This window comes from Alteromonas sp. ABV2_168 (genome assembly GCF_056161165.1).
Genome location: NZ_JBSWYQ010000011.1, coordinates 16,265 through 37,102, shown reverse-complemented (window position 1 = coordinate 37,102; position 20,838 = coordinate 16,265). Strand labels below are relative to the sequence as shown.

General features: G+C 49.9%; 14 protein-coding genes. 5 read left to right on the top strand and 9 right to left on the bottom strand.

The annotated features are described in order from the left end of the window. Positions 1-39: 39 nt before the first annotated feature. From ACXAH4_RS15990 to ACXAH4_RS15975, 4 genes are all read left to right on the top strand, one after another. The gene (locus tag ACXAH4_RS15990) at positions 40-897 is read left to right on the top strand and encodes a patatin-like phospholipase family protein (RefSeq protein ID WP_474846399.1); all 858 of its coding nucleotides are present in this window, start codon (positions 40-42) and stop codon (positions 895-897) included. A 175-nt stretch (positions 898-1,072) separates the two neighbouring features. Beyond that, the gene (zntR, locus tag ACXAH4_RS15985) at positions 1,073-1,498 is read left to right on the top strand and encodes a Zn(2+)-responsive transcriptional regulator (RefSeq protein WP_349584671.1); all 426 of its coding nucleotides are present in this window, start codon (positions 1,073-1,075) and stop codon (positions 1,496-1,498) included. Further along, on the top strand, positions 1,495-2,790 hold the full coding sequence (locus tag ACXAH4_RS15980) for an SO_0444 family Cu/Zn efflux transporter (protein WP_474882626.1): 1,296 nt from the start codon (positions 1,495-1,497) through the stop codon (positions 2,788-2,790). The genes zntR and ACXAH4_RS15980 overlap by 4 nt, the downstream gene beginning before the upstream one ends. An 18-nt stretch (positions 2,791-2,808) precedes the next feature. Then, the gene (locus ACXAH4_RS15975; RefSeq protein WP_474882696.1) at positions 2,809-2,943 is read left to right on the top strand and encodes a DUF3703 domain-containing protein; all 135 of its coding nucleotides are present in this window, start codon (positions 2,809-2,811) and stop codon (positions 2,941-2,943) included. Here ACXAH4_RS15975 and ACXAH4_RS15970 read toward each other — a convergent pair. The 5 genes from ACXAH4_RS15970 to ACXAH4_RS15950 all read right to left on the bottom strand — a co-directional run bounded on the left by ACXAH4_RS15970 (position 2,933) and on the right by ACXAH4_RS15950 (position 11,037). After that, positions 2,933-4,495 carry a tryptophan halogenase family protein gene (locus tag ACXAH4_RS15970; RefSeq protein WP_474882624.1) on the bottom strand — a complete coding sequence of 521 codons (1,563 nt, stop codon included), beginning with the start codon at positions 4,493-4,495 and terminating at the stop codon, positions 2,933-2,935. The two genes, ACXAH4_RS15975 and ACXAH4_RS15970, sit on opposite strands and share 11 nt — an antisense overlap. Positions 4,496-4,513: 18 nt before the next feature. Further along, entirely contained in the window at positions 4,514-6,010 is a 1,497-nt protein-coding gene (locus tag ACXAH4_RS15965; protein WP_474882622.1) for a tryptophan halogenase family protein, read from the bottom strand. A 9-nt stretch (positions 6,011-6,019) separates the two neighbouring features. Continuing rightward, the gene (locus ACXAH4_RS15960; protein WP_474882620.1) at positions 6,020-7,054 is read right to left on the bottom strand and encodes a cupin-like domain-containing protein; all 1,035 of its coding nucleotides are present in this window, start codon (positions 7,052-7,054) and stop codon (positions 6,020-6,022) included. A 75-nt stretch (positions 7,055-7,129) separates the two neighbouring features. Further along, positions 7,130-7,849: a SapC family protein gene (locus ACXAH4_RS15955; RefSeq protein WP_474882619.1), complete on the bottom strand. Its 720-nt coding sequence runs from the start codon at positions 7,847-7,849 to the stop codon at positions 7,130-7,132. Positions 7,850-8,022: 173 nt separating this feature from the next. Then, complete coding sequence (locus ACXAH4_RS15950; protein ID WP_474846412.1) at positions 8,023-11,037, bottom strand: TonB-dependent receptor; 3,015 nt, start codon at positions 11,035-11,037, stop codon at positions 8,023-8,025. 971 nt (positions 11,038-12,008) lie between these two features. Here ACXAH4_RS15950 and ACXAH4_RS15945 point away from each other — a divergent pair. After that, positions 12,009-13,070 carry an ROK family protein gene (locus ACXAH4_RS15945; protein WP_474846414.1) on the top strand — a complete coding sequence of 354 codons (1,062 nt, stop codon included), beginning with the start codon at positions 12,009-12,011 and terminating at the stop codon, positions 13,068-13,070. A 22-nt stretch (positions 13,071-13,092) separates the two neighbouring features. On the opposite strand, the gene ACXAH4_RS15940 is transcribed toward ACXAH4_RS15945, so the two are convergent. The 4 genes from ACXAH4_RS15940 to ACXAH4_RS15925 all read right to left on the bottom strand — a co-directional run bounded on the left by ACXAH4_RS15940 (position 13,093) and on the right by ACXAH4_RS15925 (position 20,837). Then, positions 13,093-16,785: an AAA family ATPase gene (locus ACXAH4_RS15940; protein ID WP_474882617.1), complete on the bottom strand. Its 3,693-nt coding sequence runs from the start codon at positions 16,783-16,785 to the stop codon at positions 13,093-13,095. Continuing rightward, positions 16,782-18,005 carry an exonuclease subunit SbcD gene (gene sbcD / locus ACXAH4_RS15935; RefSeq protein WP_474846418.1) on the bottom strand — a complete coding sequence of 408 codons (1,224 nt, stop codon included), beginning with the start codon at positions 18,003-18,005 and terminating at the stop codon, positions 16,782-16,784. The genes ACXAH4_RS15940 and sbcD overlap by 4 nt, the downstream gene beginning before the upstream one ends. A 113-nt stretch (positions 18,006-18,118) precedes the next feature. Then, on the bottom strand, positions 18,119-18,847 hold the full coding sequence (locus tag ACXAH4_RS15930) for a transglutaminase-like cysteine peptidase (protein ID WP_474846420.1): 729 nt from the start codon (positions 18,845-18,847) through the stop codon (positions 18,119-18,121). Positions 18,848-18,902: 55 nt separating this feature from the next. Next, positions 18,903-20,837: a bifunctional diguanylate cyclase/phosphodiesterase gene (locus ACXAH4_RS15925; RefSeq protein ID WP_474846422.1), complete on the bottom strand. Its 1,935-nt coding sequence runs from the start codon at positions 20,835-20,837 to the stop codon at positions 18,903-18,905. Between the last annotated feature and the right edge of the window lies 1 nt (position 20,838).

Here is a 20,838-nt window from a genome sequence, read left to right as displayed (position 1 = left end):
TGAACTATGCTTTGTATAAGGTGAAAAAGGTGATGGTGTATGTCTGTATCCAGAATATTCCCCAAGCAAATCGTTCCCATTCTGTCCGGCGGCGGTACACGGCTGCCTGCTCACATAGGTATATTACAGGCACTCGACGACCTTAACGTAAAACACAACACTATTGTGGGCGTATCCGGCGGCTCTATCATTGCGGCAATGTACGCACGGGGCTTCACAGTAACCGAAATGAAGCATCTGGCACTGAATACTGACTTCCGTCAGTTTGCTGATTTTTCTTTGTGGCGACTGTTACGTGAAGGCGGCCTGGCATCGGGAGATATTTTCGAACAATGGCTGGATGAGCAGCTCGACGGCGTCACCTTTTCAACCATCAACTATCCTTTACATATTCTGGCCACAGATGTGAACGGCGGCGGTCCGGCGCTGTTTAATGCGACAGAAACACCGGATGTGAAAGTCTCCGCTGCAGTAAGGGCTTCCATGTCGATCCCCCTCATTTTTGCCTTCAAACAATTCGAAGATAAATTACTGGTGGACGGCGCGGTACTGTCTGAGGACGCACTGTTTCGTGACTGGCAGCAGGACGGCACACCTTCGGTCTGTTTCCGCCTGCAAAGCCGTCAGAAAAAAGAGAACCTCGGCAAGAAGAAAGCCCGTTTCGCCCTGCCCACTTATGTCATGCTGTTAATCCGTACTTTTATGTCGGCACTGGCAAGGGAGTACGTACACGCTGAATTCTGGCAGCGCACTATTTTGATTGATACCGGCGAGGTCTCCGCCGTGGACTTTGATGCCAATGGCGCTGACAAAGAAGCGTTATTCGAAACCGGCTACAACACGACAATGGCCTACCTGCCGGATAAATTAAAGAAGCAGTATTCCAGAATTAGCTGAATTCAAGCTTGTTCAAATAAATCTAAGGTTCATTCAGGGCGTTAAGGTGCAACAACTCAGCGCCCTTTATATCATCGCTGATATCTATAAATCCCCGGCAACGCTAATCCTGCTTCTATATATTTTTGAAAAACATTTGACTCTGGAGTTAACTCCAGGGTTTATAGTAAGCACTATGAAAAAATCAGACTTGCTGAAAATAGGCGAACTGGCCCGCCTGACTGACCTGAGTAACGACACCATCCGCTTTTATGAGAGCAAGGGTTTGCTTACGCCTTCCGAACGCTCTGATGCAGGTTATCGCCTGTATTCTGAAGATGATGTGGAAAAGCTCTTATTTATCCAACGCACTAAAACGGTGGGTTTTACGCTGAATGAAATCAGCGAACTCATGGAGCTGAAACTGCATCCTGATACCCACACGTGCGGTGAAGTGAAGAAAGTCACCGAACAAAAGCTACAGCAAGTAACAGCTAAAATTAATGAACTGGAGCGTATCCGTCAGTCGCTGCTTCAAATGAATAATTTGTGCGATGGCGGCCCTGAAAGTGCTCAGCATTGCACGATTCTACAACTACTGGACTCAGAAAAACCGCTATGAACGATATAACGCTATTGCTCACCAATTTCTTTGGTCTGTTTATGGAATCAGCGCCGTGGTTACTCATGGGCTTACTGGTTGCAGGTATTATGCACGAGCTCGTCCCTGTGAGCTTGTTGCAGAAACATATGGGTAAGAACAGTGTGGGGGCGGTGATAAAATCTGCCTTCATTGGTGCACCATTACCACTGTGCTCATGCGGAGTCATTCCCGCCGCACTGGGATTAAGAAGAAGCGGAGCTTCGAAGCCGGCCACAGCATCCTTTCTCGTTTCCACACCGGAAACAGGGGTAGATTCAATATCGGTTTCCTACGCCCTGCTCGGCCCCGTATTCGCCGTGGTTCGCCCTGTGGCTGCCATCTTCAGCGCCATTTATACCGGTTTGATGGTGAAGTGGTTTGTAAAAGACGACCAGAACATATCATCTTCATCTGCTGCCCCAAAAAAGGTTGAGCAGGACAGTTGCTGCAGCAGTAAAGCACCGGAGCAGGAACCGGTATCGTCTTGTTGTGCCTCAAAAGCTGAAGTGGTTGCGCCGGTTAAATCCTGTTGCAGCGAAACGGCACATGAAAAGCCGGAATCAACCTGTTGCAGCAGTGAAAAGCCTGCAGTGCAAAGTAGTTGCTGCGACACGAAAGTCACTACACCGGCACCTGCAGAAACGTCTTCCTGTTGCAATTCAACTCAGGCCGAATCAGAAAAAGAGAATAAAGTCGTTCAAATCTGGCAGTTCGCTACAGGTAAACTACTGGAAGATATCACCATGTGGTTGCTCATTGGCCTTACGCTGGCTGCAGCCATTCAGACCTGGGTACCGGTATCTTTTCTGACCCAATGGGGCGATGGTTTTCTGGCTATGCTGGTTATGGCGCTGATTGGGATCCCTATGTATATCTGTGCAACGGCATCAACACCGCTTGCCGTTGGCTTTCTGTCTGCCGGCCTGTCACCCGGTGCAATCCTGGTGTTCCTGCTCGCGGGTCCGGCAACCAATATTTCTACCATGGGAATGATTGGCCGCGAACTCGGCCGCCGCTCTCTTATCATCTATTTGTTCTGCATACTCACAGCCAGCATCGGTTTGGGTTATTTGCTGAATGCAGCGGTGGAGGCATTTAACTGGCAGTCCTTTATTCCCAACGGTGAGGGAGCCCACCATCACGGCGAGACAGTAAATGCCTTTTACGCATTGTGTGCGGTAGTGCTCGGCGCACTGATGTTACGTAACAGCTGGCAGGCAGCGAAGGACAAGTGGTTTTCCGGCAATAATATGCAAAGCAGCTGTCATTAAGAAACTGAACAGGAAGTCATCACATGGGTAATTTTACAAAAAACATCGCCATGTCTGTTCGCCGGTAACACCGGCGGCGGAAACGTCAGTGCGTTTAAGCCGATGCCTGTTTCTGAGGCTCTGGCTGAAAAAATTGCGGGGGCTAAGCGGTAGCCCTGCAGTCCTTTTTAACTGCGCCTGCCAGCCGTGACAGAAACTCGCGGTTGGTGGGTAAGCCATTTAGCAATTGCTCTGTCGAGCGTCGCACATCATTTAAAGCCTTCTCCGCCACCCGCATTTCATGTTGCGACAGGCCTGTACATGCCTCACCGAATGTAGATTGCATGCCCATCAGCACGTATTGCTTACTGGCTGAGGAAAAAAGCTCCAGACGGCGATCGCTCTCGTAAAGCCAGGGCGGCTGGGTTTGCCACAATGCCAGAGAATCTTTCAGGCTTTGCGGCACTGAGGATGCATCGCGGTGAGCACGCCAGTATTCACTGTCATCCCGGGACGACAACACATAATGCAGCTTGATAAAGTCGATGATCTCTTCCCACCGGCTGTGGGTAATTTCGTTATAACGTTTCGCCAGTACCGTCATGGCATTGCGGCAACGGGGAAACTGGTGGCTTATCCATTCAACAGATTTTTCCACCAGCACCAGCGCTGTTGCTTCAAGAGGCTCCACGAATCCGGCTGACACGCCAATTGCTACACAGTTGCGGTGCCAGAACACCGAACGGTGACCAGGCTCAAAAGTGATTAACCGGGGCTCTGCTTTTGATGCATCCAGATGCGGGTCATTTCTCACATACTGCATCAGTGCATCCTGAGCCTGGTCTGCCGAGCAGTACTGGCGGGAGAACACATGGCCAATACCCCGGCGGCCGGACAAGGCAATATCCCAAATCCAACCGTGCTTTTGTGCCGTTGCTACGGTTGCAGAAGCTACCGGCGCATTTTCGTCACGATAAGGCACCTGAAGTGCCAGCGCAGCATCATTGAACAACTGATCACGCCTGCACACCATAGGAACGTTATAAAACCCGTTCAGCAATAATGCTTTAAAACCACTGCAATCGATAAACAAATCACCTTCAATGACACGGCCATCCGACAAGGTCACTGAAGCGATATCACCGTCCGGCGCACCATTAACCTGTTCAACATGTCCGGTGGTATGCACCACACCTAATTTCTGCGTGCAGTGCAAACGCAGCATTTCGGTAAATTTACCGGCGTTGAGGTGATAACCGTAATTCAGAGCAAAAGCAAATTCCGGCGTTGCCAGCGTCTTCGGTGCAAGTGACTGCTCACACACAGCCCCCTGGGCACAGACCAGTGTTTCAAAATCAGAACCGGGACGGTTTTTAAGAAAATATTGCGACAGATTCACCGCGCCATAGCCAGCCGGTGCAGTGAACGGATGATAGTAATGCTCTCCGTTACCATATTGCCAGCCCACAAACTTAGAAGCCTGTTTAAACCCGGCATTGCAGAACTGCATGAAGTCTTTTTCAGATATGCCAATCTGGCGGAGAGTATCCCGCATGGTAGGCCAGGTGCCTTCGCCTACCATGAGGTTTTTAACGTTGGGAGATTCAACCAGTTCAATGCGAACCGGATGGGTACATCCGGATTTTTCGCCATTTTTCGCGGCCAGGATGCCTGCTGTCAGCCATCCGGCGGCACCACCACCTACAATTACAACACGGTTCGTCATTTTCCAGTCTCCTGAAAATTAACCCACCTTCCCTGCCGGGCAATATTTCTCTATGAATTGTGCGTGTGGCGGCAATTGCGCCAACTGGTTGTCAATTTGATTCTTTAATGCTGTTAACTGTTGTTTCAGTCCTTCAGGAGGAAGCAATTTACCGGCCTGATGATAGCTTCCGGGCATCAGTCCCTGCCCCATCATAACCTGTACCCATGAGTCCACTCTGAACAGCGATACATCGTCAGGCCACACATAACCATTTTCACGAAAAATCGACAGTCTGTGTTTCAGCGAACCGGGCACATCCATTGTCCTGTAGTGGTTCCAGAACGGACTGTCATCACGTGTAGTCTGATGATAATGAAGGATAATAAAGTCCCGGATAGTTTCAAGTTCAACCGCCGTTTCCTGGTTAAACCTTTCGGCTAATATTCCAAAATTATCCGAAAACGGAAATAACTTCATAAGACGGATAAGTGCCGTGGTGACCAGGTGAATACTGGTTGATTCAAGAGGCTCCAGAAAGCCGCCGGACAAACCGATGGCGACACAATTCTTATGCCATGCCTTTACCCGTCTTCCGGTTTTAAACTTCAGTTTCCGCGGTTGAGTCAGGGGCTTGCCGTCAAGGTTTGCCAGCAGTGTCTTTTCAGCCTCTTCATCGCTGAGAAAACGACTTGAATAGACAATGCCGTTACCGGTGCGGGTTTGCAGCGGTATACGCCACTGCCAGCCGGCCTCGTGGGCAATAGCACGGGTGTAAGGTAGAGGTGGCTCAACGGACTCAGTTTGCACAGCAATGGCGCTGTCGGCTGCGAGATAATGACTCCAGTCTTCGTACTCAACACCCAGGTGTTCACCAATAAGCAGTCCGCGAAAGCCAGTACAGTCAATAAACACATCCCCGGTTATGACCCGGCCCGTCTCCAGCTTTAATGCCGTAATGTTGCCACTGTCACTGTGAAGATCCACTGCAGCGATTTTGCCTTCAATGCGTATCACACCAGCGGCTTCACTCTTTTTACGCAGCCAGACGGCATAGGCAGTGGCATCCAGATGAAAGGCATAATTCAGTGGCTTCTTACCCGCCGCAAGGGCAAACTTACCTTCTCTGGCGGCTTTCAGCTCAAGACAGAAGTCGTCCAGTCCGGCACTGTAGCCACTTTCTTTTGCCGCCATCCAGAAGGCGTGAAACTCTGCCATCCAGGCACGCTGACCAATTTCGCCAAAGGAATGCAGATAGTTTTCATCTTTAGACCCCCAGTTTTCAAACTGAATGCCCAGTTTGAATGTGGCCTGGGTGGCAGACATAAATTCCTGTTCGTTTATGCCCATCAACTGATGGAAACTACGCATGGTGGGAATAGTGGCTTCCCCTACACCCACGGTGCCAATCTGGTCGGATTCAACCAGCGTAATGTCGAGTAAATTTCCCAGCCTGGTAGCCAGACTGAATGCAGTCAGCCAGCCGGCTGTACCACCACCGGCAATGACAACTTTTGTTTTTTTATTTTCGCTCACACCTGCTCCTTACCGGTTCAGGTTACTGATTAACATGGAACGCAAACGCCTGGCGTTAATGTCGTCCATTTCCCCCAGCGCACCGCGGCACTCCGGCGGAAGATGTTCACGAACACGCTGCGCATCACCAAACACGTAATAATCAAACAACGCCTTCCAGGCTTGTTTTTCCTGTTCAGGTTTTTCCCGCAAACTCATCATGCCATGTAACAGCACATCCATGGGGTTGCCTTTGTGACGCTCTGTGGTCATCCACCAGAAATTAACCATTACGTTAAAACGGTCGTATGCCGTCACTTCATGCCACCACATACTGGGGTAATAAAGGCCGTCACCAGGTTCCAGGTCAGCAATCCACGCATTGTCCATCGCCTCTTTGAGGCGGGGGAACTTATCGAAGTCAGGTTCAGCGAGATTCGCCAGCGTAACAACCTGACCGCCCGGCGTGGGATGCAGCGGCCCGGGATAAAGGTTCCCCACCTGTTCCGGCGGAAACAGCATGAACCGTCGTTTGCCCACAACACAGCAGGCCAGATTTTTAGGTTGATCAAAATGTGCAGCGGCTACAGATTCTGTTCCCAGCCAGATTTTGGCGACCACCGGATTTTGCTCAAATTCAGGATGGGTAAACGCCAGAGAATGACTGTCTGCCAGTGCAGGAAATCCTTCTTTCAGCACCAGAGAGTTGACGTACAGGTATTCATGTTCCTGTTCACTGAGCTCATTACGGATTGTGTTGAACACATCAGGGATCGTTGACCGTTCTGCAGAGAAGTTAAATCCGGTACAGGTATCGTTGTATCCGAAGCGGGACTGAATTTCTGATGGTGCGCGATACACCAGCATGGGTTTGTTGCTGTAGTTATCTTCCAGCATCTGCATGGTATCAAGGGGGGATGTCCGCCCTGCTTTAACCATTGGCCAGTCGTTTACCAGCCCCTTAAGAATAACCGGCTGGTTAAGAGCGAAGAGATCATCAAACGGGATGGCATCTGCTGTGATGCCTTCCCACACTGTTACGGTTTGTCGGGAAGGTGTAACCATTGTTTTCGTCCGTTAATAAAAAGCGGCTTAAATGTCAGTACCAGCCGGCACTGACAATCCGGACCAGCACTGTACCTAAATCAGCGCAGATTTTGCGTTCTTCAGATCAATTAAACGCTGAAAATTACCCAGTGAAGATAAAATAAAGTAAAGCGGGCCAAGCATACCGTACTGACTTAACTTTGCCAGACTGTCACCGTCGAGCTGAGAAAGCTTTTCCTGATTGACAGAATAGTAGTTAGAGAAATTCACCTGCTCTACATTGCTGAGCTTAATCTCAATGTTCACCGGCTCCAGAAGCTCCATCTCTTCCACCAGGGTAAACAGAGTTTTGTTGTATTGGGCACCGGCTTCAATAGTCTGCAATGCCTTTTTTACATAATTCAGATAACCGGATTCGCCACCCATTGGCAGGAAGACCGCTTCACCTTCTTCGCCAACTCGGGGATCGTCCATATCAATACAAATAAACGGTTCCGGTGCGGCATCATCAGATTCGCGATAGGCAATACTGAATGGGCCGCGCCCCAGCACGGCAGGAATATAACGGGTTGTCCATCCGTCTTCACTCAGGAACAGGTTTTCGTCTTTGCTGAGCCCCAGAATACTGTGGATCTGCAACTCACCACTGTCGGCATCTTTATAAAATACCAGCGGAAACTCTTTGTGCAGCTCGCTGATTTCAGACGCGAATACACGGGTACGGTTTACCTGATGGCCGGAAAAAGCACCCGGACGGGTATTAACTTTCAGATCTTTATGATCGACGTTATTCAGAACAGCTGGTTTAGACATAGATTGGTCCCCGTTACTGCGGGTTGAGCGAAAGGTATACGCAGGATGTTATCGCGCTACCCCGTCAGGCGCAATGTCATGTTTGTAAGGATTAAGGCCGGCATGCGAGGGCACACCGGCCTGAGAATCAAAGGTCACAATCCGGGAGGATTGTGACCGGATGCTGACAGCTATCAGAAGCTGTAGCGGGCACTCAGTACAATACGTCTGTCCAGTTCCTGGATGAAGAACGTGTTGTTGTAGCTACGGCCGTATTGACGTGAACCTTCTTCGAACAGGTTGATTACGTCCATGCTTACTGTCAGGTCTTCGCTGAAGTCGTAACTTACGTTAACGTCTACCTGCTTGTACTCATCGATGAACAATGGGTTACGAACAGAAGATACGCCACGGTTTACTTCCGCCAGGAAGGAATCACGCCAGTTGTAAGCAACACGGGTAGACAGGCCGTCTTTTTCGTAAATCAGTACTAAGTTAGCTGAGTCACTTAAGCCTTCCAGTGCGAACTGGTCGATTGCCGGATCTGCACCTACATCGTAACCGATATCACCGTCAACGATGGTGAAGTTAGCCTGGTAACCGAAACCGCTGTCACCGAAGAAGTGCTGCCATGCAAACTCGTAACCGGAGATACGTGCGCTCTGGTTGTTTACAGGCTGAGTAACTTCGAAGGCCATTTCAGGGTCGCCTGCCATTGGCTCAACATTGTTGTTAGCGAATACGTCATCAGCAAATGCCTGACCTTCTTCGAACTCATCAGCGCCACCAGGGAACACGTCAGGGTTTGCAAGCAGTGCAGACATGGTGAAGAAATTACGTTCTGTTACTTCGATACCACGTGCTTCAAGCTCTGCAATAGCTTCACCTGAAACAGTACCGGCAGCACCTGAAGTCGCATCAAGCAGACCGAACAGAGTTTGAGAAACCTGTTGTGTACCAACGAAGTTGTCTACGTCTTTACGGTAGTAACCTACTGACACCATGCTTGAATCACCGTAGTAGTATTCAAGTGACAGGTCGAAGTTGTTGGACTCCAGTGGATCCAGCGCAGCGTTACCGCGGCTACCTGATGCCACACCGCCTAAGTAAGTAGGACGACCAGGCGCACCAATGCTGGTAGCTGTGTACATCTGGTTATACGCAGGGCGAGCCAGCGTCATGCTGTAAGACGCACGGGCTTTCAAATCGTCAGTCAGGTTAACCGAGAAGTCGATGTTTGGCAGGAACGCTTCATATGAGTGGTCCTGAGACAGCGCTTCAGTCTGATCGCCGTAGCTGATAGTGAAGTCGTTATCTGACAACCAGATGATCTGCTCTGGTACAGATTGCAGAGAGATAGACTCAACGTCTGTCTTCTCATAACGGGCACCAACCACTAAGTTAGCTTCGAAACCACCGATTTCGCCGTCCATTGTCGCCATCGCGTACAGAGACAGGATATCTTCTTTAACGGTGTTGTTCTGAGCACCAACAGAAGGCAGATCACCCGGGGTGAAGCCATACGCCGGCGCAACAGCGTTCAGCAGGTCTACTGCGTTACCGCGGAAAGATACGCTACCCAGAGGGATAGTGGTTGAACCTGCAGGTTGGGCAATTGAATCCGCACCGGCAACACCGCTCATGTTGTGATCTTCAAATGCACATGCAGTACAAGTCACTTCCAGCAGACCTTCAGGAATATTACCTACATCAGCAACACCCCAGCCACCAAGCTGCGCTTCAGTTTCATAACGAAGCTGATTCATTTCAGTCGCCATGTAGCCGATACCGAAGTCAACTTTTACGTCAGAACCTTCGTCCCAGGTACCGTCGAAACGGAACTGTTTAACGTCAGATTCCTGATCAGAAGAAATGGCACGGGTAACCTGAGGACCAACATCGGCCAGGTCGAAGATACCGTTGTTGTTACCTTTAACAGAGTCATCAACAACGATGCTTGCCTGAGGCATATCCAGACCGAAGTCCATGGTTTGCCAGCCGGCAGTTGCACCTGCTACGTTGAAACGGATTACGTTTTTACCGTAAGGACCGTTACCGCCAGATTTTGCATTCGCCATGTTAGCGTCGAAACGCAGGTTCAGTGAATCGTTTGCCCACCAGTCAGCGTTGAAACCGAAAGATGTCAGTTCATCTTTAGCGGCCATCACCAGGTTCTGGAAGAAGAAGTCTTTACCACCGTCGATATCTTCAGTGAAACGGATTGGCGTGGCAACAACCGGGTTACCATCGAATTCCATATCCGTGAACTGACGGGCAAACCAGACACCGTCAACAACAGAGGTAGAGTTAATTTCGTTGCTGGCGTAAGTTGCGTCAGCGGTCAGTGTCAGAGTTTCTGAAGGTGCGAACTGTAAGGTAACCATACCGTTCATACGTTCGCGGTTATCTTCGTTAACACCTAAACCTAAGTTAGAAGGCATGGCAACCAACTGACCTTCCGCAGGTGCGTTAGTCACGTTAGCGCCGTCTACCAGACCGAAAGTGCCAGGAGACGTTGAATCCCAGTTGTACAGCTGGTAGTTCTCAACACTCATGTGGCGGCTACCGGAGTCGCGCTCCTGGTAAGAACCGAACACAGCTACACCAAATGTGTTGTCATCGTTTGACCAGTTCGCAACACCACTTAATTCTGGTGTCACACCGTCACCGCTGTAGTCTTTCATGGCTTTCGCGCCGATAGAGGCACGGTTTTCACCTTGAGACAGTGGCTTTAACGTATTGATGTTAATTGTTGCACCGATACCACCTGATGGTACGGCTGCACGGCCAGTCTTATAAACTTCAATGCCACTTACACCTTCAGATGCCAGGTTAGAGAAGTCAAAAGAACGGGTTGTACCGGAAGCACCCTGGTCAAGCGGGTTACCGGTGATAGATGCTACGTTCGCAGCAGGCATCTGACGGCCGTTTAATGTGATCAGGTTGAAGTTACCACCGAAACCACGAACGGTAACTTCTGAACCTTCACCGTTTACACGGTTGATAGAGACACCAGTGATACGCTGCAGAGATTCTGCCAGGTTGGTGTCCGGGAATTTACCCATGTCTTCAGCAGAGATGGCGTCAACAACACCGGTAGACTGACGTTTTACGTTCATAGATTGAGACAAACTTCCGCGAACACCGCGTACTTCAATCTGTTCTACTTGTTCTGGTGCGTCCTGAGCAAATACAGGTGATGCGACCATTACGCAGAGTGCCCCTGACACTGCGCAAGATAGCTTTGTTTTATTAAACATAGTTTGGTTTCCAGTTGAGTTTTCACACGTGAATTAAAGTGCGTGTCCCTTATGAGGAGGATGACTACCGCGCATAAAACACTGGTCAATCAGTTCACTCAACCCCATCACGCACTCGCTGTGCAAACCGTTACGTTGTGATCCCATTCTCACAATGTAACGCGTTACAAGCCGCCATTTAACGTTAACGAATTGTAACGGTGTAGTTATAGCCCGCCTTGTGAAGCAATTGCAAGTATTTTGTTAGGTTGCCTAACAAAATTAACCTTTTTCTTGAAATTGAAGTATTCTTTAGTCTTAAATGAGCGGGTAAATGCAGATTTTACTATCTGTATCTGATTAGAATAAATGGCCTGTCAGGCACTTTTTATTTACAAATACAGGTTAAGTAAAGGTGACAACTCTCCGGAGTGCAAGGATTGGTCATATTAAATTTTTATGATAAGTCACTGTTTGAAAAGGCTGAAAATTTGCTATGAAAAATAAAGGAAAAATATAAGCATTAGTTATAGAGAATATAACCGGAAGATGATAGAGGCCCCTGAAAAGGGAATGGTGCAAAGCAAAAAACAATAATAAAACTGACTTTGCTGTCACACAAATGTAAAGAAACCAGAAAGTTCCGTAAAGCCTGAATTATCGCAAAAAGAACAAAAAACAAACAGCGGTAAACCCTGAACTTTTTTAGTGCAGAAGACTCTTTAACAGCGATCTGGTTTTAACAATGTGTGTCACAAAAACGGCTTTTAAAGTCCTTTTACCGTTAACAATTATTCAACAACAGGATAAAACAGCGCGAGCTGTTCCATAACAAAAATACTATGCCCGTACACAAGCAATCGAGTCAGCGTCTCCAACAGCAAGGCCTGGCACTGGACACAGACAGACAGTTTTTTCGCTGTCTTCGCGAAAATGGCCCCATGAGCAGAGCAGCCATCTCTCAGCTTACCGGCATTTCCCGCCCCACTATTTCAGAGGCTGCAGGACGTTTGCAGGGCCAGTCTCTGGTCAATGAAACGAAAAAGAAAACCCAGAATAAACAGGGCCGTGCAGGTATACTTTATGAAATTAATGCCAACCGGGGTGTTACCTTGTCTGTTGCTCTGGACAGTCAGCACATTCAGATGCGCCTCACCGACCTGGCTGAAAATATTGTTGCAGAAGAGCAGTTCAAATTAGCCGCGCTTAACGGCCACGCCATACCCGATTACGATGTAGAAGCAGCACACGTACCGTCTACCCGAATTGACAGCAGCGAAGCCTTCTTCCAGAAACTGACCACCATGGCTGAAGACATGGTTGCACGAACGAAAAGCGCAGTCCTCGCCATAGGCATATCGATTGCCGACCCGGTGAATTCTGAAACGGGCCAGGTATTACCTCTGCACGGTGCCCCTTTCCCCCTCGCCCACGACATTAATTTTCCCTCTCTGTTTGCCAGTATGTTCCATTGCCCCATTACTATTGATAACGATGTGAATTGGGCAACCATGGCGGAACGTTCGCAGGGTAACGCTATCGGCGAGAAGAACTTCATGTTCTTTTATTTTGGCCGGGGGATCGGTGCCGGTATTTATATCAACGGACATCTTATCCGCGGAAGTTCGGGTATTGCCGGCGAAGTGGGCTATTTTAAAGTGGATGGTTCGAAGAACCTTCAGGATTACGTGGTAGAGAACCAGCTGGGTAAAGCCTTACTGGAAAACCGTTCTTTGTACGATCATCCGGCTATGGATAAAATTATCCACGTGATTTCTAACGCGGGAATTCTGGTGAATCCGGATCTCATAGTGATTGGTGGTCCGCTTTCCCGTCACGACGCCTTTATGAAAACACTGAAAGACACGATTCCACAAAAAACACTGATGCCGACCAGGGTAATTGCCAGTGCAATGCCGGATACCGCCCCGCTTTGCGGCGCATCAGCCGGCGCTCATGAACTGGCACTGGCTTCGCTGGGGCTGATACAGCATCCGGAATAGCACAGTCTCAGACCGGATTTTACTATCCGGCAAGAGGGGCTTCAGGGGAAAAGCGGAAACTTTTATCCAGCTCACTGATCCCGAGGCCACTTCGCTTATTCACCCTAATCTGTACCGGGATCCGTTCTTTCATCGCTTCGATATGGCTGATCACGCCAATCATTTTGCCGGAGGCGTTTAAGTTATCCAGCGCATCCAGTGCAATATCAAGTGTTTGAGCATCCAGCGTACCAAATCCTTCGTCCAGAAACAGCGAATCAATGCTGGTTTTATGACTGACAAGATCAGACAGCGCCAGTGCCAGCGACAAACTGACCAGAAAGCTCTCGCCACCGGATAAAGTCCGGGTGTCTCTGGCGATATCGCCCTGCCAGGTATCCACTACCAGAATAGCCAGACCGTCCGCCTGCTTTCGCTGCAACCTGTAGCGGCCATGCAGACGTTGTAACTGACGGTTCGCCAGCACAATGAGATTGTCCAATGTCAGGCCTTGCGCAAATTTTCGGAATTTATCACCGGTGGCGGAACCGATGAGACCGTGCAGGGCCGATGTGATCTCAAACGCCTGTTCTTTTTCCGCTATACCTTCTGACAAACTGTACAATTTCTCACGCTGCTCATCATCAGCCTGACATCTGGCAGCCAGTTCTCCCCGCCGGGTGAGAATGCGATCCCGTTCTTCATTCGCCTGCTGATATTTACTCTGCAACTCATCGCCGTCAGCTTGTTGCCACAATGCGGCCTGTTCATCATTGAGCCAGCTGTTGTACTGGGTACAGGCACTGTCAAATAACGCGGAATGACGCTGAGTTGCGGCTTCCAGGGTTTGCTTCTCACGGCTGAGCTGGTCACGTAGTCCGGGTGTGAGTAACGCATTTTGAAAAACCATATCGCTGTCAAAACCGGCCCGCTTGCGCTGCATTTGCCAGCGTTCAGATAATTCTTCCGTCTTTTGCCGGGCGGCTACCAGTGCTGCAACAGCAGCGTTTAATGAAGATGTGATGCCGGTATGGCGCTCCTTTGCGGCCGTTGCCCGCTCCTGTGCCTGCTGTGCAACCTGCTTTGCCTGCGCGATGCGCTGTTCCGCTTCCGTGATGGCTGTTTGCGACGGGGTTGTACCGGCCAGAGCATGGCGTTCGGTTTGATGCTGAGTAAGGGTGTCACATAAAGCGTTAAATGCAGTTGTCAGCTTACCGGCCTGCGCTTTTGCTGCCTGCCAGTTTTGCTGTGCATTTTCACGATACACCGCCTGCTGTGATGCCTGCTTCTCAAGTGCAGTCACCTGCTCTTTAGTATCAGCCCATTGCTGCGCTTTCTCCTCCAGCCTGTCCAGCCAGGCTGAAAAATCCGATGGCGGTAACGGATGTCCGGCGTCAGCGGTTTCTTTCGCTATGGCATTGTGCAGCGCAACACATTGTTGTTGTGCGCTTTCAAGTGCACTTTGTGTGTCACCAGCCTGCTTCTGATATTGGGCCAACCGTTCAGCGGCGAGTGCTACCTGGTTTTCACCATGACTTACCTGCCGTTGCAGTTCGCTCATTTCAGTGATGAGTGCTGCAAGCTTCTCCTTCTCAAGATTTGCTCTGCTTCGCTGTTCCCGCAGCGCTGTCGCGCGATTTTTTTGCTGCTGTTCATATTGAGTCAGTCCGCGTTTATCATTCAGAGCAACAGAAATACCGGCTTCCTGTGATGTGGTTTCCCACTGTGCGGCAATGTCATCTGAATCTTGCACAGCTTTTTCCAGCGCTTGCGTGGTTTGTTCCAGTCCGAGCCTTAATCTCTCACAACGCTCGTTTTGCCCAATGCCGCGACTTTCCGCCTCTTTAAGCTGTGCTTCCAGTTCATGCTTGCGGGTTAATGTAGCAGACACATCCAGTGCAACCTCCCCGGAGGCAGGATGAGACAATGAGCCGCATAGCGGACAAGCCTCACCGTCTGTCAGTTGCATGCGATACTCTGCCAGTTGCTCCTCTTGTTTCAGCAATAACGTGACATCCTTTAATGACTGCCTGAGGGCGACAAATTCTTCGCGCATGAGGCCACGTTGCTTTACCGCTTCATCGTAGTCACTTTGCAGCCTCACCTGTTCAGCTTTGTACTCAGACTGTTTCCCGCATAACTTCAGGTATTGCTGTTGCAACGACATCGCACGGTTAAGCGGTGCCCAGCCCTGTTCTATGGCCAGTAACTCCTGTTCGATCTGCTGCCCGTTTAGCTCAGCGGCCAGCGAATCTACTGTCTGCTGTTGTTTTGTCACAGCAGACTGCTTGTCGTTATAAAGATTGATAACCTCATTGCGGGCTTTTTCCGCCTGTTCAACCTGATGTGTCTGCCCGTCAACCTGCTCACGGGTCTTTACGGCTTGTTCTTCTGAGGTCTCCACACTGGCGGTGAGCCCGCCAAGCTGATTAATTTGTCCGCGCCAGCCTGACAGCTTCGTCAGCAAAACACTGTCGGCCTGATGTTCGTCCAGGTAGTTTTTATGCGCAGTCAGTTGCTCATACATGCTTACCGCCGCCTGCTCATACCCTGCTATATCAGCGGCAAGTTTACCGGTGATTGCTTTTTGCTGCTCCAGCGCGGATTCAAGTTCACGCTTTTCCTGAGTCAGCCTGGCAATATTATTATCCAGCGGAATAACCCGGTTATGGATAAGTGCAATGCGGGCACTTCCTTCCTGCTCCGCGATTTCCAGGGCTGCGGTGCACTGATCTTTCTCTTTAAGGCTGCTTTCTGCGTGCTGTGCACTTTGCTGTTGCTGCTCTTTCAGCAGTTCATTGCGCTGCTGCAATGTCTGCACTTCAGATTCTGCCGCACTCAGTTGCTCATATTCAGGTTTAATTTGCTCTGCCAGTTCACCCTGCCGCAGTTTTTCTGCCTCCGGCGCAAATGCAGTGAGGTCATCTTTAGCCTTAGTCAGCGCAGCTTCTGCCTGCTGCTTTTGTGACAAGCGCTGCGCAAAACCGGCCTGCCAGTTCAGTCCGCTCTGCCAGTGTTCACACGCTTCGCGGGCTTCTTTCAGCGTAATGTCAGCCTGCGCCAGTGCCGAAATCAGCGACGCTCTTTCCTCATCACTCAGCACAGAAATGTTATTGCGGTTTCCCCGCAGCAATGCCAGTTCCTGTTCAGCTTCTTTATATTTTTCATGCACGCGGCGGGAAATCTCACCGTATATTTCGGTACCGGTCAGTTCTTCAAGCAGCTCCGCTCTTTCGTTTTCCTGCGCATTCAGGAAGGCTGCAAAGTCCCCCTGCGACAACATCATGGATTTAGTAAAACGGGCAAAGTTTAAACCGGTGATCCGCTCTATCTCGTCGGCTTTCGGGCGTATTTGTGTAGCCAGTACCTTGCCGCTTTCTACTTCGGCCAGTTCCACTTCCGCCGGTTGCAGGTTTCCGCCGGCATGACCCCGTGCCCGCCGCATACTCCAGAAAGCACGGTAGGCCGTGCCCTTAACAGAGAACTCAACTTCAGCCAGACAGTCACCTGTGCCACGGGTCATAATTTCATTGGATGACGCAGACAGCTGGCCGAGCCTGGGCGTCTGATGATAAAGCGCCAGACAGATTGCATCCAGCAAGGTAGTTTTGCCTGCTCCGGTAGCACCGGTGATGGCAAAGAGTCCGTTATCCGTAAACGGTGCGCCGGTGAAATCCAGCTTCCACTCACCTTTAAGCGCATTGAGGTTTTTAAGCCGCAGGGTCAATATTTTCATTGTGCTGCTTCCCCTGCATCAAGGCCCGATACCACTTCACGGAACTGTGTACGCAACTCTGCTTTCACCCCTTCCTCTGTGGCCTCATCCATTAACAGCAAGCGCCGCTCAAAGACCTCTTCCGGCGACAGTTCTGACAAATCCTGTTCATATTCTGCCGTCAACGACGCTGCAGCCCTTTCATGAACCCGCCTGAGTTGCAGTACCTCCACCGGCTTATCTTCTGTCATTGCCTGAATGCGCTGATGCAAATCAGACAAATGCCCCTGCGTGGTGACTTCGATACAAAGCCAGGTGGTTGCTGCCGTATCAGTGAACGCTTTCAGTGACTGCTCAATGGTATCCAGATCGCCACGGATAACTGCCATAGGCTGGAAAACCGGTACGGGAAGGGCTTCGATAGCAGGGGTTGTGCTGCCCTCAAAACTCACCAGCACCACCTGCTTTTGTGTACCCAGCTCATCAAAACTGAGAGCAACAGGAGAACCGCTGTAGCGGATATGCTCTGATTTAGCCACTTTCTGTGGCCGGTGAATGTGGCCCAGCGCAATATAATCTGCCGGCGGAAAGCCGTCGGCGGCGAAGCCTTCCAGCGTACCGATGTAGATATCCCGCACACTGGACGAGGCTGATACGCCAAGCGCAGTAAGATGACCTGTAGCAACAACAGGAACGGCTTTTCCTGAAATTTCACGGCGCTCAGCCGCGACATCGTACACACTCCGGTAGTGAGCTTTGATTGCATCACCCAGGTGCTGTTTCTTCTCATCTGTGGACTGACCCGCAGCACTGACCAGCACGTCTCTGGGGCGGATGAACGGGATCGCACAAACAAATGCGCCGGTTTCGCCGTTTTTATCTTTAAGTTCTACTACCTGATCTGCCGGGTTTTCCAGCACCGAGGCAATAACATGGGTATTCAGACAAGACAGCAGCCCCCGTGTTTCATTCAGCACTGACACAGAGTCATGGTTTCCGCCCAGCACAATCAGGGTACAGCGGTGAGCCTGCAAAGCCACCACAAAACGGTTATACATTTCTCTGGCATAACTGGGTGGCGTGCCGGTATCAAACACATCGCCGGCAACGATGATGGCATCAACTTGTTGCGCTTCTACAACCTGCAACAGCCAGTCGAGAAACTGCTGATGTTCGTCTTTGCGGTTTTGGGTAAAAAAGCTCTGACCGAGATGCCAGTCTGAGGAATGGAGGATTTTCATAAGAACAACAATATAAAGTCAGAGACACATCATGCCTTATGTTGACCACACCGGCGCGGCGAGTCAACAATCCGCCGCGGCACCGGCGATGATTCGTGCAGGCTTAAGCGGGATCAGGATGTTACTGTGATGCCTTCAGAGCTGATTTTGTCCAGCACATTACGCCACCGTGATAATCTGGCCGAAGGAGAACCGGATGATTGCTTCTGGCCCGGAGACCAGATCCCCATACTGTTAAAACTGAACACAGGAATGAGATCTGTTCGCTGCCGTGCTGGCAACACTTCTGAAATTAAACTGTCGAGGATCATAGGCTGACTGGTGGGAGTTTCATAATAACCCAGAACCATGTGCGCCTGTGTCACAGTGCTGCGGCGCCCGCCCACTTTAGCTTTTACGTAGATAAGACGCAGCTTTTCTTCGGCGACCCCCAATTTGAGCAGGAAGATGTATTTAGCTATAGCGTAATCTTCACAATCGCCCAGTTCTTTAGCCAGAAACTCTGCAGGTGATGCCCAGTAATCGCTTTGCTTCCAGACGATATCATCGGTTTTGTAGGTTACATTATCGCGAAAGTAAGCATTAACCAGAAGAAGCTGCTTCGACTCCGGCAGATTCTGCGCTTCATTGAACATGCCTTCCAGACCCGCCTGGCGGCCTGCATTAACTTTACCGCCATGTCTGGCGACGGCCTGCCAGAATTTGCCAAAATTAATATCGACAAATGCGCGGGTAACAAATGCGTTTGTCAGCAGGAAACAGGCAATCACCATAATGCACAGCCGGCGCTGACTGAATGATATGGGGTTACCCTGAAAGAGTGGCTGTTTCAACAGGAGCACAACTACTTACCCTGATAAAGACTGAGCATGTACTGTACCACGTACGGCGAGTTTGTCACTTTACTGCAACCTGATCGTCAATGTTTAGCCGCGCCACACCGTCGAAACCGATAGACAGCAGAACTTCCTCGTCTTTTTCAGATACTACGCCATCGGCAATCACCGCCATTCCCAGGGAGTGGGCAAGATCGGCAAGACCATTCAGGTAAACCTGATTTGAGCGGTTGTTCACCACGTCATACACGTAAGTACTGTCAATCTTCAGGTATTTAAGGCCAAATTCATGCACATCGGCCACCTTCGAAAAGCTTTCTCCCACTCTTTTGAGCCCGGTATCCACTTTGAAATAATCAGCCAGCTCACAAAACTGACGGAAGGATTTAGGATGGCTTGCAGCTGTATGCTCCCGCAACTCCAGCGATAACCGGGTGATCACATCCTGATTCGATTTTAATAAATCTTCCAGTTGTGATCTGTTAAACGTATCCAGGATTGTTTCCTGATAAAGAAGCACCGCGCAGCATTTTTCGGGATTATCTTTCAGCCATGCCAGCGCTTTATTCAGAGCAAGAAGGTCGATTTTATCAACCGTATCAAAGCGGCGGGCCGCTTCAGTAAAACGTCCGAATCCTCGCATTTCATCGCCGTCTTTATACAGCACGAAAGCCTGATAATGCATGGTTTTACCGCTGTGGGTATGAACACTCACTGTCATCAGTTCGGCAGACTGACTGGCGATGTCGAAATCCTTCTGCCATTTCTCTTTGCTGTCACAGCGATAGTGCGTTTCCGGCAACGGCTGCAGATTAAAACCGAAAACAATTTCACTTTCCTGCACTTCTTCCAGTAATCCGTCAACCCGGTCGAGCAGTTCGTAACTCGCTTCATCAGCCCGGATGTAGACGCCGGCGGTGACGCAGTGAATATTCAAATCGGCAAAATCCGGACTGTGCTCCAGCGGATTGTCTTCCATAAACACTTCCTGAATCCCTTCCAGATCACGGCACTCTGTCAGCAATACACAAATATCTGTTTCATTGATTCGGGCCATGCGGAAGTCGGTGTAAAGCTCACTGTGTTCACGGTAGAAGCCGTCCAGTCTGTCAGCAAACTCTTTTACGAACTGATTAAAAATCTCCGGCGCAAACGCCTGAATATCGCCTTTGTCTTTCATCAGACTGTGCATGAGCAACACGTTCTGACCATCTTTATCACGAAATCTCAGTTGAGACTCCAGCAGTGTAAAGAAGGCATTGATATTAGGAATATTCGTCACCGGATCATGCTGTTCCCGTTCTCTGGCAAGTTCAAGCCGGCGGTTGTTCTCTATGAGGTTTGCTTTAAAGCGGTCGGCCAGCGAGTTCATGGCATTTACCACCCGGGCAAAGTCGGCGGTCCAGGGAAGCGCAATTTTTATAAACTTCCTCTCTGAAAAACTGTTGGCCTGGTCGACAATAGTCCCCAACGGTTTCAGGATGACACGTAAAATGAGGGAGCCGATTATCCCGATCCCTACAGTGAGGATCACGATACTCATCACAAAACTTTTAAACTTCGACCACAATGTATCCATGGCAAAGGCAGTCTGACTTTCCACATAAAGGGTGCCAAACTGATCCCAACCGTCACTCACCTGGGAAATGCCGGGCGGCACGGTCAGTTCCGCCATGGACTGAAACCAGTCCGGCGCGTTTGACGCTTCCCCCTCAAAGTAGATTTCGTCGATAACATTCCCGTCCGTGCCTTCAAGCCGGATAAGCGAATAATGCCCTGAATCGAATTTTGCAGACAACATGAGGCGAATGCCGGCTGGTGATTTCTCCGCCTGCGTCAGCACCAGTGCCAGTGAATTCGCATCATCAATGTTCTTCAGATACAGCTGTTCCTCGGTGTTTTTCTGCGTAGAGAAAAATAGCACCAGAAAGCTCACCACACTGTTAATGGCAATAATGGTGAGAATGGCAATCCACAGCTGCTTATTCAGGGTCATT

What these genes read in the sequence shown, in the direction of transcription:
- ACXAH4_RS15960 (WP_474882620.1), bottom strand. Translation starts at nt 7,054, where the DNA reads ATGGTTACACCTTCCCGACAAACCGTAACAGTGTGGGAAGGCATCACA.
- ACXAH4_RS15940 (WP_474882617.1), bottom strand. Translation starts at nt 16,785, where the DNA reads ATGAAAATATTGACCCTGCGGCTTAAAAACCTCAATGCGCTTAAAGGT.
- ACXAH4_RS15980 (WP_474882626.1), top strand. Translation starts at nt 1,495, where the DNA reads ATGAACGATATAACGCTATTGCTCACCAATTTCTTTGGTCTGTTTATG.
- zntR (WP_349584671.1), top strand. Translation starts at nt 1,073, where the DNA reads ATGAAAAAATCAGACTTGCTGAAAATAGGCGAACTGGCCCGCCTGACT.
- ACXAH4_RS15950 (WP_474846412.1), bottom strand. Translation starts at nt 11,037, where the DNA reads ATGGTCGCATCACCTGTATTTGCTCAGGACGCACCAGAACAAGTAGAA.
- ACXAH4_RS15925 (WP_474846422.1), bottom strand. Translation starts at nt 20,837, where the DNA reads ATGACCCTGAATAAGCAGCTGTGGATTGCCATTCTCACCATTATTGCC.
- ACXAH4_RS15990 (WP_474846399.1), top strand. Translation starts at nt 40, where the DNA reads ATGTCTGTATCCAGAATATTCCCCAAGCAAATCGTTCCCATTCTGTCC.
- sbcD (WP_474846418.1), bottom strand. Translation starts at nt 18,005, where the DNA reads ATGAAAATCCTCCATTCCTCAGACTGGCATCTCGGTCAGAGCTTTTTT.
- ACXAH4_RS15955 (WP_474882619.1), bottom strand. Translation starts at nt 7,849, where the DNA reads ATGTCTAAACCAGCTGTTCTGAATAACGTCGATCATAAAGATCTGAAA.
- ACXAH4_RS15970 (WP_474882624.1), bottom strand. Translation starts at nt 4,495, where the DNA reads ATGACGAACCGTGTTGTAATTGTAGGTGGTGGTGCCGCCGGATGGCTG.
- ACXAH4_RS15945 (WP_474846414.1), top strand. Translation starts at nt 12,009, where the DNA reads ATGAGCAGAGCAGCCATCTCTCAGCTTACCGGCATTTCCCGCCCCACT.